The sequence below is a fragment of the Pseudomonas fitomaticsae genome, assembly GCF_021018765.1.
Taxonomy (GTDB): domain Bacteria; phylum Pseudomonadota; class Gammaproteobacteria; order Pseudomonadales; family Pseudomonadaceae; genus Aquipseudomonas; species Aquipseudomonas fitomaticsae.
The window spans coordinates 4,270,042-4,290,937 of record NZ_CP075567.1 but is presented as its reverse complement, the minus strand read 5'-3'; the positions used below and the strand labels follow the sequence as shown (position 1 = coordinate 4,290,937).

The following is a 20,896-nucleotide window of genomic DNA, read 5'->3' as shown; positions in this document are numbered from 1 at the left end:
TCAGACCATGGCCAGCCGCTGCTTGCGTTGTGGCGCGTGAAACGCCTGGTCCAGCGCCGCCAGATCCCCGGCCTCGAGTTGCAGCTGCGCCGCTTGTGCATTGAGCTGCACGTGTTCCGGGCGCACGGCCTTGGGAATCGCAATCACGCCATCCTGACGCAGAATCCACGCCAGCGAAACCTGTGCCGGGGTCACGCCGTGACGAGCGGCAATCTGTTTCAGCACCGGCTCGGCAAGCATGGCGCCGCCCTGGCCGATCGGGCAGTACGCCATCAGCGGCATGCGCTGTTGCTGGCACCACGGCAGCAGGTCGAATTCGATGCCGCGCTCTTCCAGGTTGTACAGCACCTGATTGGTTGCGCAGGCCGATGAAGACAGTTCTTCGAGATCGTCGACGTCGAAGTTCGACACGCCCCAGCGACCGATCTTGCCGTCCTCGCGCAGACGTTCGAACGCCTCGACGGTTTCTTCCAGTGGATACTGGCCGCGCCAATGCAGCAGGTAAAGATCGATGTAATCGGTATCGAGCCGGCGCAGACTGCGCTCGCAGGACTGGGGAATGCCCTTGCGACTGGCGTTGTGCGGGTAGACCTTGCTCACCAGGAACACTTGATCACGCAGGCCGGCGATGGCCTCGCCGACCACACTTTCGGCACCGCCCTCGGCGTACATTTCGGCGGTGTCGATCAGGGTCATGCCCAGCTCGATGCCACTGCGCAGGGCCGCGACTTCACGCTTGTGCGCCGAGCGGTCTTCGCCCATGCGCCAGGTGCCCTGGCCGATCACCGGAACCTGCACGCCAGCCAATTCGAGGGTACGCATTCAAACCTCCTTTCTGAAACGGTCGATACCTTGGGTGGGCAGCAGGATAGCCCACGGGTTCCGTCCGGTTCCAGAAAGGAGGTCAGGTGCTTACTTGGCGGAAAACTTCAACACCACGCTCTGGGTGTAGGTCTGGCCGGGATCGAGGCGGGTGCTCGGGAAGTTCGGCTGGTTCGGTGAGTCCGGGTAGTGCTGGGTTTCCAGGGTGAACGCGCCCCAGTGCGGATAAACCTTGCCACCCTTGCCCTTGACCGTGCCGTCGAGGAAGTTGCTGGTGTAGAACTGCACGCCCGGTTCGTTGGTGAACAGTTGCAAGTGGCGACCGGATTGCGGGTCGCTGACTTCGGCGGCGAGTTTGCTGACGTCACCCTTGGTGTCCAGCGCCCAGTTGAAATCGAAACCACCGTGTTTTTCTTCGGCGAATTTCAGTTGCGGGTGATCGGCCTTGATGTGCTGGCCGATGGCGGTGGGTTTGGTGAAGTCCATCGGCGTGCCGGCCACAGGGGCCAGTTCACCGGTCGGGATCAGCTTGGCGGTGACCGGGGTGTAATGGCTGGCGTGCAGGGTGACGACTTGCTTGAGGATGTCGCCATTGCCGGCGCCGGCGAGGTTGAAGTAGCTGTGGTTGGTCAGGTTGAGCACCGTGGGTTTGTCGGTGCTGGCCTTGTAGTCGATGCGCAGCTCGTTGCTGTCGGTGAGGCGGTAGGTCACTTCGGTGGTGAGGTTGCCGGGGAAACCCATCTCACCATCCGCCGACAGATACGTCAGGGTCACGCCGACTGAATCCTTGTCCTTGGTTTCCTTCGCCTTCCAGACCTTCTTGTCGAAGCCCTGCGTGCCGCCGTGCAAGGCGTTGGTCTTGTCGTTCTGCGGCACTTGGTAGCGCTTGCCGTCGAGTTCGAAGGCGCCGTCGGCCAGGCGATTGCCGAAGCGGCCGATGGTGGCGCCGAAGTACGCGGTGCCTTTCTGGTAACCCTGCACATCGTCAAAGCCGAGGACGATGTCGTCGAGCTTGCCGTGTTTGTCCGGCACTTGCAGCGCCTGCAAGGTCGCGCCGTAGGTGATGACCGTGGCTTGCATGCCGTGGCTGTTGCGCAGGATGTATTGCTCGACGGGCGTGCCGTCATTGGTCTTGCCGAAGGCTTTGTGTTCGCTGGACAGGCCGGCGGCCTGGGCGCAGAGGGTGGCGATCATCAGGGACAGTCCGAGGCCGCAGAGTGAGTGTCGGGATTGAAGCATGGTTGACCTTCCTTTTTGTTGTTGTTTTGAAAATCTCTTAATAGTCATGCTAATTAACGATTGCGTGAAGATTTATAGCGGATGAAACGATTAAAGCAAAAATAAAGTCGGACTAAATTGCTGGGGCAGATTGCGCCGAAGGTCGGGAATCCACGCCGGCACTGCACTTTTGCGAAATCCCCGGCTCTATCCATGGCCAGGGTGCGGTGACTTCCGCCGCACAGGAACGTGTCCGTCAAAGAATTCATGCCGAGAGTTTTGCACCCCATCGCTGCATTCATTCATCGCCCGTGCCTGCTGCTGGCCTTTTTGTCGACGCTGTTGCTCGGCGGTTGCAGCCATCAGGACGGCAACAATTTCATCACTCAGATGCGCGAGGGCAGGCCTCAGGAATTTCTCCAGACCAGCGTCGACCGCATGGCCACACTGGCGATGCGCGACAACCTCGACAGTCTCTATCGGCTGATGGGCAAGCTGTATCTGCGCAACCCTGAAGAGCTGCGCAAATCGGGCTTTCTCGACGTCAAGACCGCGGTCAAACAAGTGCGCCTGGCCATCGAACAGCAACAACCGCTGCCGACCCTCGGTGGCAAAAAAGACCTGGCCGCGCTGAGCTATGCCATGAGTCCTGAATTCCTCGGCGACCGGGTCGGTGCGTTCATCTATGCGATCGGCAGCATGCTGGTCACCGCTCACGGCAACCGCACCGAGTTCTACATGACCGATGCGATCAACCCGACCTTCGTCAACAACGCCGCGCGCAACATCGAGAAGGCCACGTGGATCCTCGCCCAGCGGCAGAACAAGGAAGGCCAGCCGCTGCTGTTCTCCAACGAGATTTCCGAGGAGGGCAGTAACCTGAGTTTCGCCACGGAGTTCGGCAAAGTCGTGGCGCGTCTGGATCTGCTGACCCAGATGCTCGACGAGCGGTATCGGCGCATCGGCCTGAATTACGCCCAGAGCCTGCTGTTTTTGAATTTTTTGCCAGTGCAGTGAAATGGCATAACGATAGATCCTATCGATATAGGGCGTTATAAGAAAACTGGTTATGCTGCGGGCCGGATTTTCCTGTGGTTTGTCTGGACGTCTTAATGGAATTGGCAAATTTCGGCCTGGTGATTGCCGGGCTGGTCGTGGGGTTCATCGTTGGCATGACCGGTGTCGGCGGCGGTTCGTTGATGACGCCGATCCTGCTGTGGTTCGGTATCAATCCAGCCACAGCGGTGGGCACGGATCTGCTGTACGCGGCTATCACCAAATCCAGCGGCGTGCTGGTCCACAGGAAGAACAAGAACATCGACTGGGCCATCACCGGCTGGCTGACCCTGGGCAGTGTGCCGGCGGTGGCGATGACCTTGTGGTTCCTCAGCACCCTGCACACCGCGCCGGACGCGATGAACGCCATCATCAAGCAAGCGCTGGGCTTCGTGCTGTTCGCCACGGCGCTGGCGATTCTGTTCAAGAAGCGCCTGCTGGAGTTCGCCCACAAACGTGCCGGCGGCAACTACAACCCCAGCGGTGCGCGCCTCAACGTCATGACCGTGATCACCGGTCTGATCCTCGGCACCATGGTCGCCCTGACCTCCATCGGCGCCGGCGCTCTCGGCACCGTCGCACTGTTCATCCTCTATCCGCTGCTGCCGACCCGCCGCCTGGTCGGCACCGAAATCGCCCACGCCGTACCGCTGACCCTGGTCGCCGGCCTCGGCCACGCAAGCATGGGCAACATGGACTGGGGCGTGCTGGGCTTTCTGCTGGTCGGCTCGTTGCCGGGCATCTGGCTCGGCAGCCACCTGACCGGCCGCGTCTCCGATGAACTGCTGCGCCCGTGCCTGGCGACGATGCTGGTGTTGATCGGTTACAAGCTGGCGTTCTGATCGGCGAGCATCCATGACCCTGAAGGCTCAAGCGTCTGGCTGACGCGGTCATAAAAGGTAAACAAATGGGCGACAGGATCGCGCCCGTCCGGTTGCGCAAAATCGGTGCTGACCTAAGCTTTGGGCAAGGCGAAACACTTTTGCCGGGCACCCTCCGGAACAATCGCCGCGATGCGCAATCATTAGAGCGTGAATATCAAAAGGAGATGCGCATGCTCATCAGGTCACTGACCCTGACACTCTTGCTGGCGATTGCCGGCCCCCTGTTCGCCGCCGACGGCGATTCCCCTCTGGACGTCGACAAGGGCATCAACCGCCCGGTGATCGTGATCGCTTCCAGTACGGTCGATTCTTATTGGGTCAGCCTGAAAAAAGCGCTGGACGACCCGGCCAACAAACAAGGCATCGCCGACCGCAAGATCAAGGTTTACACCATCCTGAGCATGAGCGGTCAGGTCGATGGCAAAAGCCTCGAGCAGCAGCAAACCATGGCGCTGCTGCGCTCGCTGAAGCTGGGCGCCGGGGCGTATCCGAAGGTCTTTCTGGTGGGCAAGGATGGCGAGACCAAACTGACGGCTTCGGGGGATGAAGCTGCGACGGTCGACCTGAAGAAGATCTTCGACACCATTGATGCGCTGCCTGCCGCCGAGAAAGAAACTACTTCCACTGTGGTCACGGCCCCGGCTGCTGCAGAACCGGCGCCGGCCAAAGGCGCGAAAGGGACAAAGCCAGCGAAGCCGACCAAACCGGCCAAGCCGCCGGAAATGCCGGATGATTGATGTTCTGATTCAGGGGTGATCAGAAAAGAAAAAACGGGCGACCCTCTCAGGTCGCCCGTTTTTTATGGCGTGATTACCGGGTCAACTCCCCCAGAATCCTGTGCGCAATCTTCACCCGTTCTCCATTCGGGTAATTACGGTTCGCCAGAATCACGATCCCGACTTTCTTCGATGGCACGAACGCGACATACGCGCCGTAGCCAGCGGTGGAACCGGTCTTGTTCAGCAGCACGTTTGCCGGTTCAGGCTGTGGCGGGTTGAGCCATTTGACCTTGTGCGGTTCCATGGCCATTGGCGTCGAGTTGCCGTCCAGCAGGCGGTCGAGGCTGATCGGGTAGACGTAGCGTTCCCAGCCCAGGCCCTGGGTCATGTCGCCGACGGTGTAGTAGCCGGTGTGGGTGAGGGCGATGGCTTTTTGCAGGGGCGTTTCGAGTCTGGCGGTGTCGAGGTTGGCCTGGACGTATTGCAGCAGGTCGGCGGCGCTGGTTTTCACGCCGTAGGCTTCGGAGTCGAGGGCGCCGGGGCTGACTCGAACGGGTTTGTTGTTCTTGTCATAGCCCTGGGCGTAGAGCTTTTGTTCAGACGCCGGTACCGACAGGAAGGTGTGCTTGAGCTCGAGTTTCGGCAGCAGGGTTTCGGTCATGACCTGATTGAATGGCTGGCCCAGGCTTTTTGCGGCCAGGTAACCGAACAGGCCGATGCTCGGGTTGGAATACAGGCGATGGCTGCCGGCCGGATACGTCGGTTTCCACTGTTGGTAATAGCCGAGCATTTTGTCGGCAGAATCCGCAGCCTCCGGGAATTGCAGCGGCAGGCCGCCGGCGCTGTAGGTGCCCAGTTGCAGCAGGCTGATGTGGTCGAAGGCGCTGCCTTTCAGCTCGGGCCAGTGCTGGCTGGCCTTGTCGGAGAACTCCAGTTTGCCGCTGGCCTGGGCGTAGGCGGCGAGGGTCGCGGTGAAGGTTTTGCTCACCGAGCCGATTTCGAACAGGGTGTTTTCACTCACCGCTTGCCCGGTGCTTTTGTCGGCGACACCGTAGTTAAAGTAATGCGCCTTGCCATCGACGGTCACCGCCACGGCCAGACCGGCGATGTCCTGTTGCTGCATGACCGGGGTCACGGTGGCCTTGACCAGCGCCTGCAACTGATCGTCGGTTTGCGGGGCGGCCAGGCAAGTGGCGGCGCCGAAGAAGAGTCCGAAAGCGCTGAAGGACTTGAGTTTGTTCAGGTTGATCGAAGGCATGCTTGAACCACTCTCCATGAGTGTTGATGGTGTTATCCCGCTACACTGCGAGCGTTTTCCGTCGGGCCGACTGATCGGCGCCGCCAAATCTAGGCAGTCCGGCGTCATTCGACAAACGATGAAAACTCGGACGAGCCATTAGAAAAATTTGGGACCTGGCATGATTCGACCTCAATTGCCGTTGAATGCATTACGCGCTTTTGAAGCTTCCGCGCGCCACCTGAGTTTCACCCGTGCCGCAGTGGAGTTGTGCGTAACCCAGGCTGCCGTCAGCCATCAGGTGAAAAGCCTGGAAGCGCAACTCGGCGTGATCCTGTTCAAACGCCTGCCCCGTGGGCTGATGCTGACCGGCGAGGGCGAAACCCTGCTGCCGGTGCTGACCACGTCGTTCGATCATATCGCGCAGATGCTCGAGCGTCTGGCGGGCGGGCAATATCGGGAAATGCTCACGGTCGGCGCGGTGGGCACCTTCGCCGTGGGATGGTTGTTGCCGAGGCTGGCGGACTTTCAGGCGAAACATCCGCTCATAGATTTGCGACTGTCGACCAACAACAATCGGGTGGACGTCGCCGCCGAAGGGTTGGATTACGCGATCCGGTTTGGCGCCGGGGCGTGGCACGGCATCGAGGCGACCCGTTTGCTGGAGGCGCCGTTGTCGGTGCTCTGCGTGCCGGAAATCGCCCGGCAACTGCACGCGCCGGGGGATCTTTTGCAGCAGCGTTTGCTGCGTTCCTATCGCACCGATGAGTGGCCGGAGTGGTTTCACGCGGCCGGTCTGGCGACCCATGCCGCGCCGCCCCAGAGCATTGTGTTCGACTCGTCGCTGGCGATGATGGAGGCGGCGTTGCAGGGCGGTGGGGTGGCGTTGGCGCCGCCGTTGATGTTTGCCCGGCAACTGGCGGCGGACCTGATCCGCCAACCCTTTGCCATCGAAATCACCACCGGCAGCTATTGGCTGACGCGCTTGCAGTCACGGCCGGAGACGTCGGCGATGGCGGCGTTCAGACACTGGCTGCTGGAGGCTGCGCAGGTCTAGCGCACCAGACACGGCTTCTTGTTATCGAACGTCCAGCCCGGAATCAGAAACTGCATCGCCACGCTGTCATCCCGCGCGCCGAGCCCCATGCCTTTATAGAGTTCGTGGGCCTTGGCCACTTGATCCATGTCCAGTTCCACACCCAGCCCCGGCTTCTTCGGTACCTGCACGCAGCCGTCGACGATTTGCAGCGGTGCCTTGGTCAGGCGCTGGCCGTCCTGCCAGATCCAGTGGGTGTCGATGGCGGTGATGTCGCCCGGCGCGGCGGCCGCGACGTGGGTGAACATCGCCAGGGAAATGTCGAAGTGGTTGTTGGAGTGCGAGCCCCAGGTCAGGCCCCATTCGTGGCACATCTGCGCTACCCGCACCGAACCCTGCATGGTCCAGAAATGCGGGTCGGCCAGCGGGATGTCCACCGACTGCAATTGAATCGCGTGACCCATTTCGCGCCAGTCGGTGGCGATCATGTTGGTGGCGGTTTTCAGCCCGGTGGCGCGGCGGAATTCTGCCATCACTTCACGGCCCGAATAGCCGTTTTCCGCACCGCACGGGTCTTCGGCGTAGGCCAGCACATGATGCTGGTCGCGGCACAAACGGATCGCTTCTTTCAGCGACCACGCGCCGTTCGGATCGAGGGTGATACGGGCATCGGGGAAGCGTTCGGCCAGTGCGGTCACCGCTTCGATTTCGGCATCGCCGCTGAGCACGCCGCCCTTGAGCTTGAAGTCCTTGAAGCCATAGCGCGCGTGGGCAGCCTCGGCCAGACGCACCACGGCGTCGGCGGTCATGGCTTTTTCGTGACGCACGCGGAACCAGTCGTTGTCGGCATCCGGTTCACTGCGGTAGGCGAGGTCGGTTTCCCGGCGATCGCCCACGTAGAACAGATAACCGAGCATCTTCACTTCATCGCGCTGCTGACCTTCGCCGAGCAACGCGGCCACCGGCACGTCGAGGTGCTGGCCGAGCAGGTCGAGCAGGGCGGCTTCCAGCCCGGTGACCGCGTGAATGGTGATGCGCAGGTCGAACGTCTGCAGGCCGCGACCGCCGGCGTCGCGGTCGGCGAAGGTCTGGCGTACCTGGTTGAGTATCTTCTGATACGTGCCGATCGGGCTGCCGACCACCAGATTGCGGGCGTCTTCCAGCGTCTGGCGGATGCGTTCGCCGCCGGGCACTTCACCGACGCCGGTGTGGCCGGCGTTGTCCTTGAGGATGACGATGTTGCGGGTGAAAAACGGCCCGTGGACGCCGCTCAGGTTGAGCAGCATGCCGTCGTGGCCGGCCACCGGGATGATTTGCATCTCGGTGATGATCGGGGCTTTGGCGATGTCGTGTGCGGTCATTTGGGATTGTCCTTTCAAGCGTGTTTCGGCGCGGCATCGGCCACGGCGAGATCAGGTGCGGATTTGGGTGTCATGCGGGCGGCGAACACGATGATCGCGGCGATGATCGAGGTCGCGGCCAGACCATAGAGGCCGCCCTGAATCGAGCCGGTGTGTTGTTCCAGCAGGCCGAAAGTGGTTGGGGCGACGAAGCCGCCGAGGTTGCCTACCGAGTTGATCAGCGCGATGACGGCAGCGGCGATCCGTGCATCGAGATAGGCCTGCGGAATCGGCCAGAACAGCGAAGACGCGGATTTGAAACCCAGCGCAGCAAAGCAGATCGCGACGAAGGCAAAGATCGGCCCGCCGGTGGTGGACATGAACATCCCCGCAGCGGCGATCAACAGCGCCGTGGCGACCCACGCCTGCTGGTGTTTCCACTTCGCCGAGAACGAGGCGAACGCGTACATGCCGATGATCGACAGCAGCCATGGAATCGAGTTGAACAGGCCGACCTGGAAGTCGCTCATCTCGCCCATTTTCTTGATGATGCTCGGCAGCCAGAACGTCGCGGCGTAGATCGTCAATTGGATGAAGAAGTAAATCAGGCAGAACAGGATGATCTGGCGATCCTTGAGCAGTTTGCCCAGCGACGGCCGGACCGGGGTGGCGGCTTCGCGGGCCTTCTGCTCATCGTCGATGGCTTTGACCAGTGCATCCTGCTCGGCACGGGTCAGCCATTTGGCGTCGTGGGGTTTGGCGTCGAGCCAGAACCAGACGAATACGCACAGGCAGACCGAGAACATCCCCTCAATGAAATACATCCATTGCCAGCCGTGCATGCCCAGACCTTCAATCTGCAACAACAGGCCGGACAACGGACCGGAAATCAGCGAGGCCACGGCCGAACCGCTCAAGAAAATCGCAATCGCTTTGCCGCGTTCGGCCCCCGGCAGCCAGCGGGTGAAGTAATAGATCACCCCGGGAAAGAACCCGGCCTCGGCCACGCCCAGCAGAAATCGCAGGATGTAGAAGTGGGTTTCGTTCTGGATGAACGCCATGCCGGCGGCCACCAGGCCCCAGGTGAGCATGATGCGGGTCAGCCAGATTCGCGCGCCGACCTTTTGCAGCAGCATGTTGGAGGGGACTTCGAACAGCGCGTAACCGATGAAGAACAGCCCGGCACCGAAACCGTAGGCCGCGGCACCGATGCCGAGGTCGTGTTCCATGTGGGTGCGGACGAAGCCGATGTTCACCCGGTCAATGTAATTGACGATGAACATGATGACGAACAGCGGCAGGACGTGGCGTTTGACTTTGGTTATGGCGGAGGACAGCACGGAATCGGCGCCCTCGTTCATCCCGGCAATGGATGATTTCACTAGGTTTTCTCCCACTCGTTATTTTTATGCGGGGTGTGGCTGGGTGCTGCGTTGTTGATAGACATCATACAACTAGAATTTTTTGTCCTACAAGCGGGAGTGCTCAATCAAATTTGTCTACGTCGGAGGGTTTTTATGCTTTTCTGGATTGAAAGTGCCGTATTTGTTGGGCTTTAAAGGGTGCCTACGGCCTGGGGTGCAGAGTGCCAAGCCAGCGGATGTGCAGTGCTGGCGTGAAACCAGTTAAAGTTTTCTATCGAAAATCGCTTGTTGTCATACAAGCTGAGCGTCTGAAATCATAGGAGCTCATACAAGTCATTGCCCGCAGTGCTACGATCGGCTTGCCCCGATCACCGGAACCGACCATGCAAGAAGACCTCGACGCTCCCGCCCGCAAACGCGCGCACAACCTGGCCCATGACCTGGTGGAAAAACTGACCCAGAGCATCCTGCTCGGCCAGATGTTGCCCGGTGACAAGTTGCCGTCGGAAAACTCGATCGTTCAGGAACACGGCGTCAGTCGCACCGTCGTGCGTGAGGCGATTTCCAAATTGCAGGCGTCGGGACTGGTGGAGACGCGGCACGGCATCGGCACGTTCGTGATCGAGCGCGCGCCGGAGCAGGGGCTGCGACTGAATGTCGACACCGCGCTGGGGGTGCGCAGCATTCTCGAATTGCGCATGGGCCTGGAGACGCAAGCGGCAGCACTGGCCGCGCAGCGCCGCAGCGAACAACAACTGCTGCAGATGCGCCAGGCACTGGACGACTACCAGCGTCTATTGGCCAACAATGACAGTTGCGTCGAGGCCGACCGGCGCTTCCATCTGCTGATTGCCGAAGCCACCGGTAATGTCTGTTTCACCGAGATCATGCAGAACTTGGGCAGCGCAATGATTCCGCGCACGCGGGTCAATGCGGCCGAGCGCGGGGCGGTGGATTTGAGCAAGCTCGGGCAATTGGCGAATCTTGAGCATGAGGCAATCCTCAACGCGATCAAGCGTCAGGACCCGGACGCCGCGCGCGCGGCGATGTGGCTGCACCTGACCAACAGTCGTGACCGCTTTTCAGCAGGCGGCGCATAACGGTGTCGCAACTCAAGTCTCAATGGCCCGCACCACCGCCGGGCGTTCCAGATTCAACGCCAGCACACTGATCAACACCACCGCCGAACCCGCCAGCACCAGCAACGTCGGTCGTTCGCCCAATCCCACGGAAGCAATGCCCATGGCGGTTGGCGGAATCAGGTACAGCGTCATCGTCGCCCGGCTCAGATCCACATGCTTGAGCACGAATGCCCATGCCAGATAGGCGAGGGCGCTGGGAAACACGCCCAGGCCGAGCACCGCCCATTGCACCCGTAGTGGCGCACTGGCCACGCTGTCGGCCAGCCCCGGCAAGTAGATCAACAGCAACAGCGTGCCGGACCACACCGTGTAACAAACCAGCGTCAGCCCGTCGTAGCGCCGGGCGTGGTGTTTTTGCAGAGCGAAATAAACACTCCACGAAACGGCGGCCAGCAGAATCAACAAACCATGCGCGTCGAGGCTGCCGAGGCCGCGATCGCCGCTGACCACGATCACCACGCCGACGAATCCCAGCAGCACACAACCCCAGCGCCAGGCGCTGACCCGATCCTTGAACAGAAACCGCGCCAGCAGTGTGCTGAACAGCGGCGTCGATTGCGCCAGCACACTGGACGCGCCGGCGCTGACGCTTTGCTGGCCAATGTTCAGCACGACGTGGTGCAGGCTGACGGCGAAGAAGCCCAGGGCAAACAACAGCGGCAAATCCTGCAGGCGCGGCAGGTGAATGCCCTTGAAACCCGCAATCACCGCCATGAACAGCGACGCCAGCAGAAACCGCAGTAAGGCCAGATGACCAGGGTCGTAGGCTTGCAGGCCGATGTGGATGCCGGTCGGCGAATAGGCCCAGCAACCGACGACGAATGCCATGGCCAACAGGATTTTCAAAGGCGAAGTGGAAGGCATGAGCGAGGCACCGTGTGATTGATGCGCCGAGTATCCGGGCGCCCAATCATTCGCCACAACTGACTTATACTGCGCCAACCATTCACTGTGAGTGACGAATTATGGAGCTGGCGCAGATTCGCATGTTCAAGACCGTGGCCGAGGTCGGCAGCATCGCCAAAGCCGCTGAAAAGCTGTTTTGCGTGCCGTCGAATATCACGGCGCGGATAAAATCCCTGGAAGCGGAACTGGGGGTGGCGCTGTTTCTGCGCGAGGGGCGCGGGCTGCGGATCAGTCCCGCGGGGCAGACCTTTCTCGCTTATGCAGAGAAAATTCTGGCGCTGACGGTTGAGGCCAAGCGCGCGGTCGATCCCGCTGCCGAGCCGTCCGGGCCGCTGCGTATCGGCGCCATCGAATCTTCGGCGACCGGGCGGCTGCCGCGCTTGCTGGCGAAATTTCACAAACGCTATCCGAACGTGGCCTTGGAACTGACCACCGGCACCTGGGGGCAACTGCTCGACGATACGGTCAGGCATCGTCTGGACGGCGCCATCGTTGCGGTGGACGTCGAGCGCTCGCAGCTCAAACGCACACCGATGTATCGCGAAGAATTGCTGCTGATCGCATCGACCTCGTTCGGGCCGGTGCGCGACCTCGACGATTTGCAGGACAAAACCGTGTTCATGTGGCCGCAAGGCTGTCCGTATCGCGCTGCGCTGGAGCACTGGCTGTTGCGTCAGGGGCTGGCACTGCCGATTGTCAGTCTGGCCAGTTACGGGGCGATTGTCGGTTGTGTGAGTGCCGGCGCCGGCGTGGCGCTGGTGCCCAAAGGCGTATTCGAGCAATACGCCAAAGGCGCGGGGTGTGCGGGTTACGAATTCCCGGAACTGACGGCCATCGACAACTTGTTCTACTGGCATGAAAACGCCGGGGTGCACCCGGCGCGTGAGGCGTTTGTGGCGATGCTGCGCGAGGAGTTTGTCTGAGCCGGATCAGGCTCCGCTCACGTCGCGCATCAACAAGCCGAAGCGCAGATCCACCGCATCCGGAATCGGCAGATAAACCGTGTGCCCGTCCCCCGGCGCCACGTCAATGGCTTCGCCTTTAAGGCTCTGCAATTCATGCAGATCAAAATGGAAGTTGCCCTTGGGCGTCATCAGTTCCAGATGATCGCCCAGTGCAAAGCGGTTCTTCACCTTGACCTCGGCCAGCCGGTCCCGACGTTCGCCGGTCAACTCGCCCACAAACTGCTGACGCTCCGACACCGAGCTGCCGTTCTGGTAGTTCTGATATTCGTCATGCACATGGCGGCGCAGGAAACCTTCGGTGTAGCCGCGCTGGGCGAGGGATTCCAGATCGGTCATCAGGCTGCGGTCGAATTCGCGACCGGCCACCGCATCGTCGATGGCCCGGCGGTAGACCTGGGTGGTGCGTGCGCAATAGAAGTGCGATTTGGTCCGGCCCTCGATCTTCAGTGAGTGCACGCCCATGCGGGTCAGGCGCTCGACGTGCTGCACCGCGCGCAGGTCCTTGGCGTTCATGATGTAGGTGCCGTGCTCGTCTTCGAATGCCGGCATCAGTTCGCCGGGACGGTTGGCTTCCTGCAACAGGAACACCTGGTCGGTGGGGGCGCCGAGGCCTAGGGTCGGTTGCGGTTCGAAAGTCTGCACGATTTCGCCGAGCTGGTTTTCGCCGGCCTCCGTCGCCGTGTATTTCCAGCGGCAGGCGTTGGTGCAGGTGCCCTGATTGGCATCGCGCTTGTTCATGTAACCCGAGAGCAGGCAGCGGCCGGAGTAGGCCATGCACAGCGCGCCGTGGACGAAGACTTCCAGCTCCATGCCCGGCACTTGCTCGCGGATTTCGCCGATTTCTTCCAGCGACAATTCACGGGACAGGATGATCCGGCTCAGCCCCTGCTGTTGCCAGAACTCGACACTCGCCCAGTTCACCGTGTTGGCCTGCACCGACAGGTGGATCGGCATCTGCGGGAAGTGCCGGCGCACCAGCATGATCAGGCCGGGGTCGGACATGATCAGCGCGTCCGGCGCCATCTCGATCACCGGCGCCAGGTCCTTGAGGAAGGTTTTCAGCTTGGCGTTGTGCGGCGCGATGTTGACCACCACGTAGAAGCGTTTGCCCTGGGCCTGTGCTTCACGAATGCCGAGTGCCAGGTTGGCGTGATCGAACTCGTTGTTGCGCACCCGCAGGCTGTAGCGCGGCTGGCCGGCATACACCGCATCGGCCCCGTAGGCGAAGGCATAGCGCATGTTTTTCAGGGTGCCGGCGGGGGCGAGCAGTTCGGGGGTGAAGGAGGTCGTCATGGCGGCGTCGGTCGCAAAAGCGCGGCAGGGTAGAGCAGTTGCGCCGAGGGTTTATTGATCTGGATCTATGCTCCATGAAGAAACAGGGCACTCGCGCTGATGGCGGCTGACTAAACGGGACGGGCGCGGGTGGCGCCCGACTGATCTGGACCGGACATGAACCAAAAGAGTCTGCAATTCAAATCCCTCACCGTGCTGCTGTTTCTGGTGACGGTCGCCTTTATCTGGATCCTGTTGCCGTTCTACGGCGCGGTGTTCTGGGCGGTGATTCTCGGCATCCTGTTCGCACCGATGCAACGCCAGTTGCAGCTGAAATTCGGCTGGCAACGCAACCTGACGTCGCTGTGTACATTGAGCATCTGCCTGGTGATCGCGATCTTGCCGGTGATCGTCATCAGCGTGCTGCTGGTGCAGGAAGGGGCGACGCTTTACGACAATATCGAAAGCGGCAAGCTCGACATCGGCGCCTATCTGGCGCAGTTCAAACACAGTCTGCCGCCATACTTTCAGCATTTGCTCGACCGCTTCGGCATGGGTGAACTCAATGCCTTGCGCGAGAAGATCGTCAAGGCCTCGATGCAGGGCAGTCAGGTGCTGGCGAGCCAGGCGTTCAGCTTCGGCCAGGGCACGTTCGATTTCGTGGTGAGTTTTTTCATCATGCTGTATTTGCTGTTTTTCTTTCTGCGCGACGGCGCCGAACTGGCGCGCAAGGTGCGCACGGCGATACCGCTGGAGGAGCATCACAAGCGCCGTTTGCAGCTGAAATTCAACCGGGTGGTGCGCGCCACGGTTAAAGGCAATCTGCTGGTGGCGATCACGCAGGGTGCGTTGGGCGGGGCGATTTTCTGGTTTCTCGACATTCCCAGTGCGTTGCTCTGGGCGGTGTTGATGGCGTTTCTGTCGTTGCTGCCGGCGGTGGGGGCGGGGATTGTCTGGGTGCCGGTCGCGGTGTACTTCCTGCTCAGCGGGATGATCTGGCAGGGTGTAGTGTTGGGGTTGTTCGGGGTGTTTGTGATCGGTCTGGTGGATAACCTGTTGCGTCCGATCCTGGTGGGCAAGGATACCCGGATGCCGGACTACATGATCCTGATCTCGACCCTGGGCGGGTTGGCGGTGTTCGGTCTCAACGGGTTCGTGATCGGGCCGCTGATAGCGGCGCTGTTCATGTCGAGCTGGGCGCTGTTCATCGAGACCAAACCGAAAGTGCAGCTGCCTTAAGCCTTGAACGGGCTGTTGAGCAGTTGTTGCGACAGTGCCTGCGCCGCCGGCAAGGACGTGAGCGGGCCACTGACCGGCTCGCCGTCGCGCACCAGATACCAGCAGGCGAGCAGGCCCAGCTCTCTGAGCGATGCGGGAACGGCGCTGCCGACAACGGACATGATTTGAACCTGAGCCATGAAAAGTACCTCCATCAATCTATGGAGCTACCTTAGGGAATTGGCCGTTTCAGGGACAATCAACGCTTTCGATAGTGGACATTGACGCCGCTGAGGGCTGGCTCAATCCACCACTTGATCGAGCATGTGCACGATCTCGTGTTCGTTGAGAAAACCCTTGCGCACCAGGTTCTCCGCCAGCAGCGAGAGAAACTTCGCCGTGCGGTGACCTTCCAGGTGCTTGAGTTCGGTCAAGGCGTTGTAGACCTTGCTCGAAGTGCATAACCCTACGATGCGGTGCGGATTCTGTGTAGGCATTCAAGTCGTCCTTGTTGTTATCAACCTGTTGTATGCGGACGGATTCAGAGTGCGGTTCCGTCATGACAAATAGATGACCGTTTGTGTTTTGCCTCCGACGGTCGAGCCCATCATGCCGACTTTAACGGTTCAAACTGTCCTCACAGCGACCTTGGCGAGATTTTTTCAGACCTTGGCCGACGGACGGTTGGCTTTTCCGCGGGCAATAATATGCGCGCAATAAAAAGCCCCGCTATCAAGCGGGGCTTCGTTTGCCGGTTACCAGCGCGGGCCACCGTAATAGTGTGGCCGACCGTAATAACCGCGCGGCGGGCCGTAATAGACCGGGGCCGGTTGGACGTAGACCGGTTGCTGCACATAAACCGGGGCCGGCTGGTAGTAGACCGGTGGCGGCGGTTGCTGCACGTAAACCGGTGCCGGTTGAGCGTAAACAGGCTGTTGGACGTACACCGGCCGATCCTGGTTGATGAGCGCCGAGCCGATGATGGCCGAGCCGACGATCGCACCAAATACCGCCGGGCCCTGCCAGCCACCGCCGTGGGCTTCTGCCTGACCCGTGATCGCGAATGCACCAATCAACAAGGCCACGATGGGGAGTTTACGAATCATGATAATTCCTCGGTTCTTCGACCCGGCGTCCGGGCCTGCAACAGGCCCGAAATGGCGCGGGGATACTTCTAAGACAGCAACATTTTGAAAAACAGCACGGCCGCTGGGTAAATTTTGTGTAAGGTCTGTACCGGTTTGTTTACCGGACTTCCGACATCGGCTGTGATGCCCGGAACAGACCGCCTTATGATCGTTCAGAACCCGATGGGCTGGCTAATCCCGTCCATCCGAAAGTGCATTCGAAGGAGCTTCCCATGCAGATGAACCCCAACAAAGACACCCAATTGTGCATGTCCCTGTCTGGGCGTCCCGGGAATTTCGGTCTGCGTTTTCATAACCATTTGTATGAACAACTGGGCCTGAATTTCTACTACAAGGCGTTCAGCAGCCAGGACCTTCCCGGTGCGGTCGGCGGGATCCGTGCGCTGGGGATTCGCGGTTGCGGCGTGTCGATGCCGTTCAAGGAAGCCAGCATTGCGCTGGTCGATGAGCTGGACGCCTCGGCGGCGGCTATTCAGTCGATCAACACCATCGTCAACACCAACGGCCATCTCAAGGCCTACAACACCGATTACATTGCGATTGCCCAGTTGCTGGAAACCCACGCGGTGCCGAAGGACACGACTTTTGCTCTGCGCGGCAGCGGCGGCATGGCCAAGGCTGTGGCCAGTGCCTTGCGCGATGGCGGTTACAAAAACGGTTTGATCGTCGCTCGCAACGAGCGCGCCGGCCGTGCGCTGGCGGATTCCCTGGGCTATCGCTGGCAGGCGGAACTGGGTGAGGAACGCCCGCAGATGCTGGTCAACGTCACCCCGGTGGGCATGGATGGCGGTCCGGAGGCGGGTCAGCTTTCCTTTGAAGTGGATGTAATCAAGTCTGCCGATACTGTGTTCGATGTGGTGGCGATCCCCTCGGAAACTCCGCTGATCGTGCGTGGTCGTGCGGAAGGTAAAAAAGTGATCACCGGGCTGGAAGTGATCGCGATCCAGGCGCTGGAGCAGTTCGTGCTGTACACCGGCGTGCGGCCGACGGTCGAGCAGTTCGATGCAGCGGTGGCGTTTGCTCGCAGTTGATGGCGCCTGAACAACGGCAAATCCGCCCGGTTTGCCGTTGCCTATACTGCCGGATCAGCAAGCACAGACTTGCCCATCACAAAAGCCGAGGTTTGCATGCATCCGCCCATTCTCAACCTGAATGACGTCGAACTCGAACCGCTCCCCGAAGCCCTGTCTCCCGAAGGCGAAACCGCGGGGCGTTATCAACAGCGTCTGGCCCGGGTCGGCCAGCAATTGGGCGCGCAAAAGCTCGGATATCGTCTGTATGCGCTGCCGCCGGGCATGCGCGGCAGTCCGTTTCACAGTCATCGGGTCAATGAGGAAATGTTCTACGTGGTGGCCGGGGAAGGGGAAGTGCGCCTGGGTGCCGAGCGTTTCCCGATCCGCGCCGGCGACGTAATCGCCTGCCCGCCGGGCGGCCCTGAGGCGGCGCATCAGATCATCAACACCAGTGCGGCGGAACTGCGCTATCTGGCGGTCAGCACCCAGCAGCAACCGGAAATCTGCGAGTACCCGGATTCGAACAAATACGCGGTGATGGATAACTTCAGCGTCGATGCCGAAGGCAATGCCTCGGGTTTCGTGGCGGTGGCGCGGCAGGCGGACGGGGTGGATTACTGGGACGGCGAATAACGCCGCCCCGGTGCGCTTATTCTTCGAGGCGGGCCAGACGTTCTTCCAGTGCCGCAATCCGCGCTTCCAGCTCTTCGACGCGCTCCACTGACACACCGCTGGCAGCGCCGCGATCACTCGGGTTCTGCCGCGCCGCAATAATCGCCTCGATGTCCGCCGGATCGCCCAGCGCGTGGGTGTAGCGATCTTCGCGCTGGCCGGCCTGACGCGGAATCAACACCGCCAGCTCCCGGGCGATCAGACGTTCCAGCTGATGCACCACTTGCTCGGCGTCTTCGAATTCATGCATGCGACCGCTGCGGGTCAGCAGTTCGTTGACGGTCTGCGGGCCGCGCAGGAACATCAACCCGGTCAGGATCAATTGCGCCGGCACCAACTCCAGCGCCTTGTCGACCTTGTGCTCCCAGCGGTCGGCGCGACTGCCCATCACCAGTTTGGCGAAGCCGCGGCTTTCGAGGGCGCGCAGGCTCTGGCCGACCTGGCCCTGGGTCAGGTTCATCACCGGTTCCCGGCTGGTTTTCTGGTTGCAGGCCAGCACCAGCGCGTTGAGGGTCAACGGGTAGGTTTCCGGGCTGGTGGCCTGTTTCTCGATCAACGAGCCCAGAATGCGGATTTCCGTGGCGTTGAGCCGTGGTTCGTCGGAGCGGGTTTCAAATTCTGTGGTCATCGCGCGTTCCCTCTGCAGTCGAAGGCGCCTAGCCTAATCCTTGCTGGATAAAAGACAAGCCGCGCCGCCGCGCGAGCATGGCTATAATCGCCCCCACGATTCACCCAGCCACCACGTGAGACTGCCATGACCATTTCCCTGTACGCCGCATCCGTCCCGGTTTTCCAACAAATGCTCAACGCCGTGAGCGATGTGCTGAAAAAGGCTGAAGCCCACGCTACCGAGAAAAACATCGACCCGAACGCCTTCCTGCAAGCGCGTCTATACCCGGACATGTTCCCGCTGGTGCGTCAGGTGCAGATCGCCGTGGACTTCGCCAAAGGCGTTTCCTCGCGTCTGGCCGAAATCGAAATCCCGAAATATGACGACACCGAAACCACCTTCGCCGAGCTGCAAGCGCTGATCGCCAAGGTTCTGGCCTTCATCGGCGAGATCAAGCCAGAGCAGATCAACGGCAAGGAAGGCATCGAGATCGTGACTCGTCCGGGCACCCCGAAAGAGAAGCGCTTCAGTGGCCAGGCTTACCTGCTGAGCTACGGCCTGCCGCAGTTCTTCTTCCACGTCACCACCACCTACGCACTGCTGCGTCACAACGGTGTGGAAGTGGGCAAGCGCGATTACATGGGCGCGTTCTAAAACGTTCTGCAACAAAAAAGCCCGCCAAGGTTTGCGCCTTGGCGGGCTTTTTGTTGCGCTCGGTTTTTACGCCGGACGCCGGGTTTTCTGTTCTTCGCCCAGGCAAGCGGCGGCGGTGAACAGCACGTCGGTGGAGGAATTCAGCGCCGTCTCGGCCGAATCCTGCAACACACCGATGATGAAGCCGACCGCCACTACCTGCATGGCGATTTCGCTCGGGATGCCGAACAGGCTGCACGCCAGCGGAATCAGCAGCAGCGAACCACCGGCCACCCCCGAGGCGCCACAGGCACAGATCGCGGCGACGACGCTGAGCAGGATCGCGGTCGGGATGTCCACGGCGATGCCCAGGGTGTGTACGGCAGCGAGGGACAGTACGGTGATGGTGATCGCCGCGCCGGCCATGTTGATGGTGGCGCCGAGCGGGATCGATACCGAGTAGGTGTCTTCATGCAGGCCCAGGCGCTTGCTCAATTCCAGGTTGACCGGAATGTTCGCCGCCGAGCTGCGGGTGAAGAACGCGGTGATGCCGCTTTCGCGCAGGCACTGAAGCGTCAGCGGGTACGGGTTGCGGCGCAGCTTCCAGAACACGATCAGCGGGTTCATCACCAGCGCCACGAACAGCATGCAGCCCAACAGTACCGCCAGCAGGTGCGCATAACCGACCAGTGCGCCGAAACCGGAGGTGGCCAGGGTCGATGCCACCAGGCCGAAAATGCCCAACGGTGCGAAACGGATGACCACCCGAACAATCACCGTCACGCCATTGGACAGATCACCCAGCACTTCGCGGGTGGTATCACCGGCGTGCCGGATCGCCACGCCCATGCCGATGGCCCAGGCCAGAATGCCGATGAAGTTGGCGTTCATCAGCGCGCTCACCGGGTTATCGACCACGCTCAGCAACAGGCTTTGCAGGACTTCACTGATGCCGCCTGGCGCGCTTACCGCGATGTTGTCGGTGGACAGCACCAGATGCGACGGGAACATCATGCTGGCGATCACCGCGACCACGGCAGCGGCGAAGGTGCCCAGCAGATACAGGAACAGAATCGGCCGGATATGGGTTTCCTGGCCGTGCTTGTGGTTGGCGATCGAGGCCATGACCAGCACGAACACCAGGATCGGCGCCACGGCTTTCAGCGCGGAGACGAAAACCTTGCCGATGAAGGCCGTGGCTTTGGCCGCTTCCGGCGCGAACAGCGCGAGCGCGATGCCGGCAATCAGGCCGATCAGGATCTGCGTGACCAGGCTGAGGCTTTTAAGACGTTGCAATAGAGAAGGGGATGAAGCGGTCATGAACGGCATCTCTGGTTTTTTTATAGGGTGCAAGGTTGCGTGATCCGGGCGTTGTATCGGGGGCAGGCCACAGACACGAACCGAAAGGACTGACGCGACAGCCACGCCGTTAAACGGGTGGTTGAACAGGGTGTACGTTTTGCAGGGCGCGGACTTTATCACAGCGTCGTCCGGATCCTTCAGACCTGTGACGATCTGCCACCAGACCCCTCTGCAACTTAGACAGGTTTGTGCAAGTCACCCGGGAAACACTCTGTTAAGATTGCGCATCCTTATTTTCAAGTTCTGCCGGCGGGCCCTCGGGTCAGCGCTGGTGTCGTC

At 60.9% G+C, this 20,896-nt stretch carries 22 protein-coding genes; 10 read left to right on the top strand and 12 right to left on the bottom strand.

Features of this window, described 5'->3' with window-relative positions:
* Both KJY40_RS19305 and KJY40_RS19300 read right to left on the bottom strand, forming a co-directional pair.
* Window positions 1–822, bottom strand: coding sequence for an aldo/keto reductase (locus tag KJY40_RS19305; RefSeq protein WP_230731844.1), 822 nt, complete (start codon window positions 820–822; stop codon window positions 1–3).
* Window positions 823–912: 90 nt separating this feature from the next.
* Window positions 913–2,061, bottom strand: coding sequence for an aldose epimerase family protein (locus KJY40_RS19300; RefSeq protein ID WP_230731842.1), 1,149 nt, complete (start codon window positions 2,059–2,061; stop codon window positions 913–915).
* A 246-nt stretch (window positions 2,062–2,307) separates the two neighbouring features.
* Here KJY40_RS19300 and KJY40_RS19295 point away from each other — a divergent pair, with 246 nt between their 5' ends.
* The 3 genes from KJY40_RS19295 to KJY40_RS19285 all read left to right on the top strand — a co-directional run bounded on the left by KJY40_RS19295 (window position 2,308) and on the right by KJY40_RS19285 (window position 4,717).
* Window positions 2,308–3,057: a hypothetical protein gene (locus KJY40_RS19295; RefSeq protein WP_007951597.1), complete on the top strand. Its 750-nt coding sequence runs from the start codon at window positions 2,308–2,310 to the stop codon at window positions 3,055–3,057.
* A 95-nt stretch (window positions 3,058–3,152) separates the two neighbouring features.
* Complete coding sequence (locus KJY40_RS19290) at window positions 3,153–3,938, top strand: sulfite exporter TauE/SafE family protein (RefSeq protein WP_011335062.1); 786 nt, start codon at window positions 3,153–3,155, stop codon at window positions 3,936–3,938.
* Between the two features lie 212 nt (window positions 3,939–4,150).
* Window positions 4,151–4,717, top strand: coding sequence for a DUF4174 domain-containing protein (locus tag KJY40_RS19285; protein WP_230737728.1), 567 nt, complete (start codon window positions 4,151–4,153; stop codon window positions 4,715–4,717).
* Window positions 4,718–4,790: 73 nt separating this feature from the next.
* On the opposite strand, the gene ampC is transcribed toward KJY40_RS19285, so the two are convergent.
* A complete protein-coding gene (gene ampC, locus KJY40_RS19280) occupies window positions 4,791–5,957 on the bottom strand; it encodes a class C beta-lactamase (RefSeq protein ID WP_230731838.1) in 1,167 nt (388 codons plus the stop codon).
* Between the two features lie 160 nt (window positions 5,958–6,117).
* On the opposite strand from ampC, the gene KJY40_RS19275 reads away from it, so the two are divergent.
* Entirely contained in the window at window positions 6,118–6,993 is an 876-nt protein-coding gene (locus KJY40_RS19275) for a LysR family transcriptional regulator (RefSeq protein WP_230731836.1), read from the top strand.
* Here KJY40_RS19275 and gudD read toward each other — a convergent pair.
* Together gudD and KJY40_RS19265 are read right to left on the bottom strand one after the other, a co-directional pair.
* On the bottom strand, window positions 6,990–8,333 hold the full coding sequence (gene gudD / locus KJY40_RS19270) for a glucarate dehydratase (RefSeq protein WP_230731833.1): 1,344 nt from the start codon (window positions 8,331–8,333) through the stop codon (window positions 6,990–6,992). The genes KJY40_RS19275 and gudD overlap by 4 nt on opposite strands.
* Before the next feature lie 14 nt (window positions 8,334–8,347).
* Complete coding sequence (locus tag KJY40_RS19265; RefSeq protein ID WP_230731831.1) at window positions 8,348–9,694, bottom strand: MFS transporter; 1,347 nt, start codon at window positions 9,692–9,694, stop codon at window positions 8,348–8,350.
* Window positions 9,695–10,059: 365 nt separating this feature from the next.
* Between KJY40_RS19265 and KJY40_RS19260 the strand changes: the two genes are divergently transcribed.
* Window positions 10,060–10,776: a FadR/GntR family transcriptional regulator gene (locus KJY40_RS19260; RefSeq protein ID WP_230731830.1), complete on the top strand. Its 717-nt coding sequence runs from the start codon at window positions 10,060–10,062 to the stop codon at window positions 10,774–10,776.
* Between the two features lie 12 nt (window positions 10,777–10,788).
* Here KJY40_RS19260 and KJY40_RS19255 read toward each other — a convergent pair whose 3' ends face one another.
* A complete protein-coding gene (locus KJY40_RS19255) occupies window positions 10,789–11,682 on the bottom strand; it encodes a DMT family transporter (RefSeq protein ID WP_230731829.1) in 894 nt (297 codons plus the stop codon).
* A gap of 101 nt (window positions 11,683–11,783) precedes the next feature.
* On the opposite strand from KJY40_RS19255, the gene KJY40_RS19250 reads away from it, so the two are divergent.
* A complete protein-coding gene (locus KJY40_RS19250; RefSeq protein WP_230731828.1) occupies window positions 11,784–12,647 on the top strand; it encodes a LysR substrate-binding domain-containing protein in 864 nt (287 codons plus the stop codon).
* Window positions 12,648–12,653: 6 nt separating this feature from the next.
* On the opposite strand, the gene trhP is transcribed toward KJY40_RS19250, so the two are convergent.
* Window positions 12,654–13,982: a prephenate-dependent tRNA uridine(34) hydroxylase TrhP gene (gene trhP, locus KJY40_RS19245; protein WP_230731827.1), complete on the bottom strand. Its 1,329-nt coding sequence runs from the start codon at window positions 13,980–13,982 to the stop codon at window positions 12,654–12,656.
* A 156-nt stretch (window positions 13,983–14,138) separates the two neighbouring features.
* On the opposite strand from trhP, the gene KJY40_RS19240 reads away from it, so the two are divergent.
* Window positions 14,139–15,200, top strand: a complete 1,062-nt coding sequence (locus KJY40_RS19240) for an AI-2E family transporter (RefSeq protein WP_230731826.1) — start codon at window positions 14,139–14,141, stop codon at window positions 15,198–15,200.
* Here the strand turns inward: KJY40_RS19240 and KJY40_RS19235 are convergent.
* The 3 genes from KJY40_RS19235 to KJY40_RS19225 all read right to left on the bottom strand — a co-directional run bounded on the left by KJY40_RS19235 (window position 15,197) and on the right by KJY40_RS19225 (window position 16,285).
* The gene (locus tag KJY40_RS19235) at window positions 15,197–15,379 is read right to left on the bottom strand and encodes a hypothetical protein (protein ID WP_230731825.1); all 183 of its coding nucleotides are present in this window, start codon (window positions 15,377–15,379) and stop codon (window positions 15,197–15,199) included. The genes KJY40_RS19240 and KJY40_RS19235 overlap by 4 nt on opposite strands.
* Before the next feature lie 102 nt (window positions 15,380–15,481).
* Window positions 15,482–15,676: a hypothetical protein gene (locus KJY40_RS19230; protein WP_007951579.1), complete on the bottom strand. Its 195-nt coding sequence runs from the start codon at window positions 15,674–15,676 to the stop codon at window positions 15,482–15,484.
* A gap of 258 nt (window positions 15,677–15,934) precedes the next feature.
* A complete protein-coding gene (locus KJY40_RS19225; RefSeq protein WP_007951578.1) occupies window positions 15,935–16,285 on the bottom strand; it encodes a hypothetical protein in 351 nt (116 codons plus the stop codon).
* A gap of 254 nt (window positions 16,286–16,539) precedes the next feature.
* Here KJY40_RS19225 and KJY40_RS19220 point away from each other — a divergent pair, with 254 nt between their 5' ends.
* Both KJY40_RS19220 and KJY40_RS19215 read left to right on the top strand, forming a co-directional pair.
* Window positions 16,540–17,358 carry a shikimate 5-dehydrogenase gene (locus KJY40_RS19220; protein WP_230731824.1) on the top strand — a complete coding sequence of 273 codons (819 nt, stop codon included), beginning with the start codon at window positions 16,540–16,542 and terminating at the stop codon, window positions 17,356–17,358.
* A 96-nt stretch (window positions 17,359–17,454) separates the two neighbouring features.
* Window positions 17,455–17,973, top strand: coding sequence for a cupin domain-containing protein (locus KJY40_RS19215; protein WP_230731823.1), 519 nt, complete (start codon window positions 17,455–17,457; stop codon window positions 17,971–17,973).
* A 16-nt stretch (window positions 17,974–17,989) separates the two neighbouring features.
* Here KJY40_RS19215 and KJY40_RS19210 read toward each other — a convergent pair whose 3' ends face one another.
* Complete coding sequence (locus KJY40_RS19210; protein ID WP_230731821.1) at window positions 17,990–18,640, bottom strand: YceH family protein; 651 nt, start codon at window positions 18,638–18,640, stop codon at window positions 17,990–17,992.
* Between the two features lie 126 nt (window positions 18,641–18,766).
* Here KJY40_RS19210 and KJY40_RS19205 point away from each other — a divergent pair, with 126 nt between their 5' ends.
* Window positions 18,767–19,276: a DUF1993 domain-containing protein gene (locus KJY40_RS19205; protein WP_007951572.1), complete on the top strand. Its 510-nt coding sequence runs from the start codon at window positions 18,767–18,769 to the stop codon at window positions 19,274–19,276.
* A 66-nt stretch (window positions 19,277–19,342) separates the two neighbouring features.
* On the opposite strand, the gene sstT is transcribed toward KJY40_RS19205, so the two are convergent.
* Window positions 19,343–20,575, bottom strand: a complete 1,233-nt coding sequence (gene sstT / locus KJY40_RS19200; protein ID WP_230731819.1) for a serine/threonine transporter SstT — start codon at window positions 20,573–20,575, stop codon at window positions 19,343–19,345.
* Between the last annotated feature and the right edge of the window lie 321 nt (window positions 20,576–20,896).

Bases quoted from the DNA above. Each gene is read 5' to 3' on its own strand.
- KJY40_RS19285 (WP_230737728.1), top strand. From the start codon at position 4,151: ATGCTCATCAGGTCACTGACCCTGACACTCTTGCTGGCGATTGCCGGC.
- KJY40_RS19305 (WP_230731844.1), bottom strand. From the start codon at position 822: ATGCGTACCCTCGAATTGGCTGGCGTGCAGGTTCCGGTGATCGGCCAG.
- KJY40_RS19255 (WP_230731829.1), bottom strand. From the start codon at position 11,682: ATGCCTTCCACTTCGCCTTTGAAAATCCTGTTGGCCATGGCATTCGTC.
- KJY40_RS19250 (WP_230731828.1), top strand. From the start codon at position 11,784: ATGGAGCTGGCGCAGATTCGCATGTTCAAGACCGTGGCCGAGGTCGGC.
- KJY40_RS19275 (WP_230731836.1), top strand. From the start codon at position 6,118: ATGATTCGACCTCAATTGCCGTTGAATGCATTACGCGCTTTTGAAGCT.
- trhP (WP_230731827.1), bottom strand. From the start codon at position 13,982: ATGACGACCTCCTTCACCCCCGAACTGCTCGCCCCCGCCGGCACCCTG.
- KJY40_RS19240 (WP_230731826.1), top strand. From the start codon at position 14,139: ATGAACCAAAAGAGTCTGCAATTCAAATCCCTCACCGTGCTGCTGTTT.
- KJY40_RS19215 (WP_230731823.1), top strand. From the start codon at position 17,455: ATGCATCCGCCCATTCTCAACCTGAATGACGTCGAACTCGAACCGCTC.
- KJY40_RS19225 (WP_007951578.1), bottom strand. From the start codon at position 16,285: ATGATTCGTAAACTCCCCATCGTGGCCTTGTTGATTGGTGCATTCGCG.
- KJY40_RS19210 (WP_230731821.1), bottom strand. From the start codon at position 18,640: ATGACCACAGAATTTGAAACCCGCTCCGACGAACCACGGCTCAACGCC.
- gudD (WP_230731833.1), bottom strand. From the start codon at position 8,333: ATGACCGCACACGACATCGCCAAAGCCCCGATCATCACCGAGATGCAA.
- KJY40_RS19260 (WP_230731830.1), top strand. From the start codon at position 10,060: ATGCAAGAAGACCTCGACGCTCCCGCCCGCAAACGCGCGCACAACCTG.
- KJY40_RS19295 (WP_007951597.1), top strand. From the start codon at position 2,308: ATGCCGAGAGTTTTGCACCCCATCGCTGCATTCATTCATCGCCCGTGC.
- KJY40_RS19230 (WP_007951579.1), bottom strand. From the start codon at position 15,676: ATGCCTACACAGAATCCGCACCGCATCGTAGGGTTATGCACTTCGAGC.
- sstT (WP_230731819.1), bottom strand. From the start codon at position 20,575: ATGACCGCTTCATCCCCTTCTCTATTGCAACGTCTTAAAAGCCTCAGC.
- ampC (WP_230731838.1), bottom strand. From the start codon at position 5,957: ATGCCTTCGATCAACCTGAACAAACTCAAGTCCTTCAGCGCTTTCGGA.
- KJY40_RS19220 (WP_230731824.1), top strand. From the start codon at position 16,540: ATGCAGATGAACCCCAACAAAGACACCCAATTGTGCATGTCCCTGTCT.
- KJY40_RS19300 (WP_230731842.1), bottom strand. From the start codon at position 2,061: ATGCTTCAATCCCGACACTCACTCTGCGGCCTCGGACTGTCCCTGATG.
- KJY40_RS19290 (WP_011335062.1), top strand. From the start codon at position 3,153: ATGGAATTGGCAAATTTCGGCCTGGTGATTGCCGGGCTGGTCGTGGGG.
- KJY40_RS19205 (WP_007951572.1), top strand. From the start codon at position 18,767: ATGACCATTTCCCTGTACGCCGCATCCGTCCCGGTTTTCCAACAAATG.
- KJY40_RS19235 (WP_230731825.1), bottom strand. From the start codon at position 15,379: ATGGCTCAGGTTCAAATCATGTCCGTTGTCGGCAGCGCCGTTCCCGCA.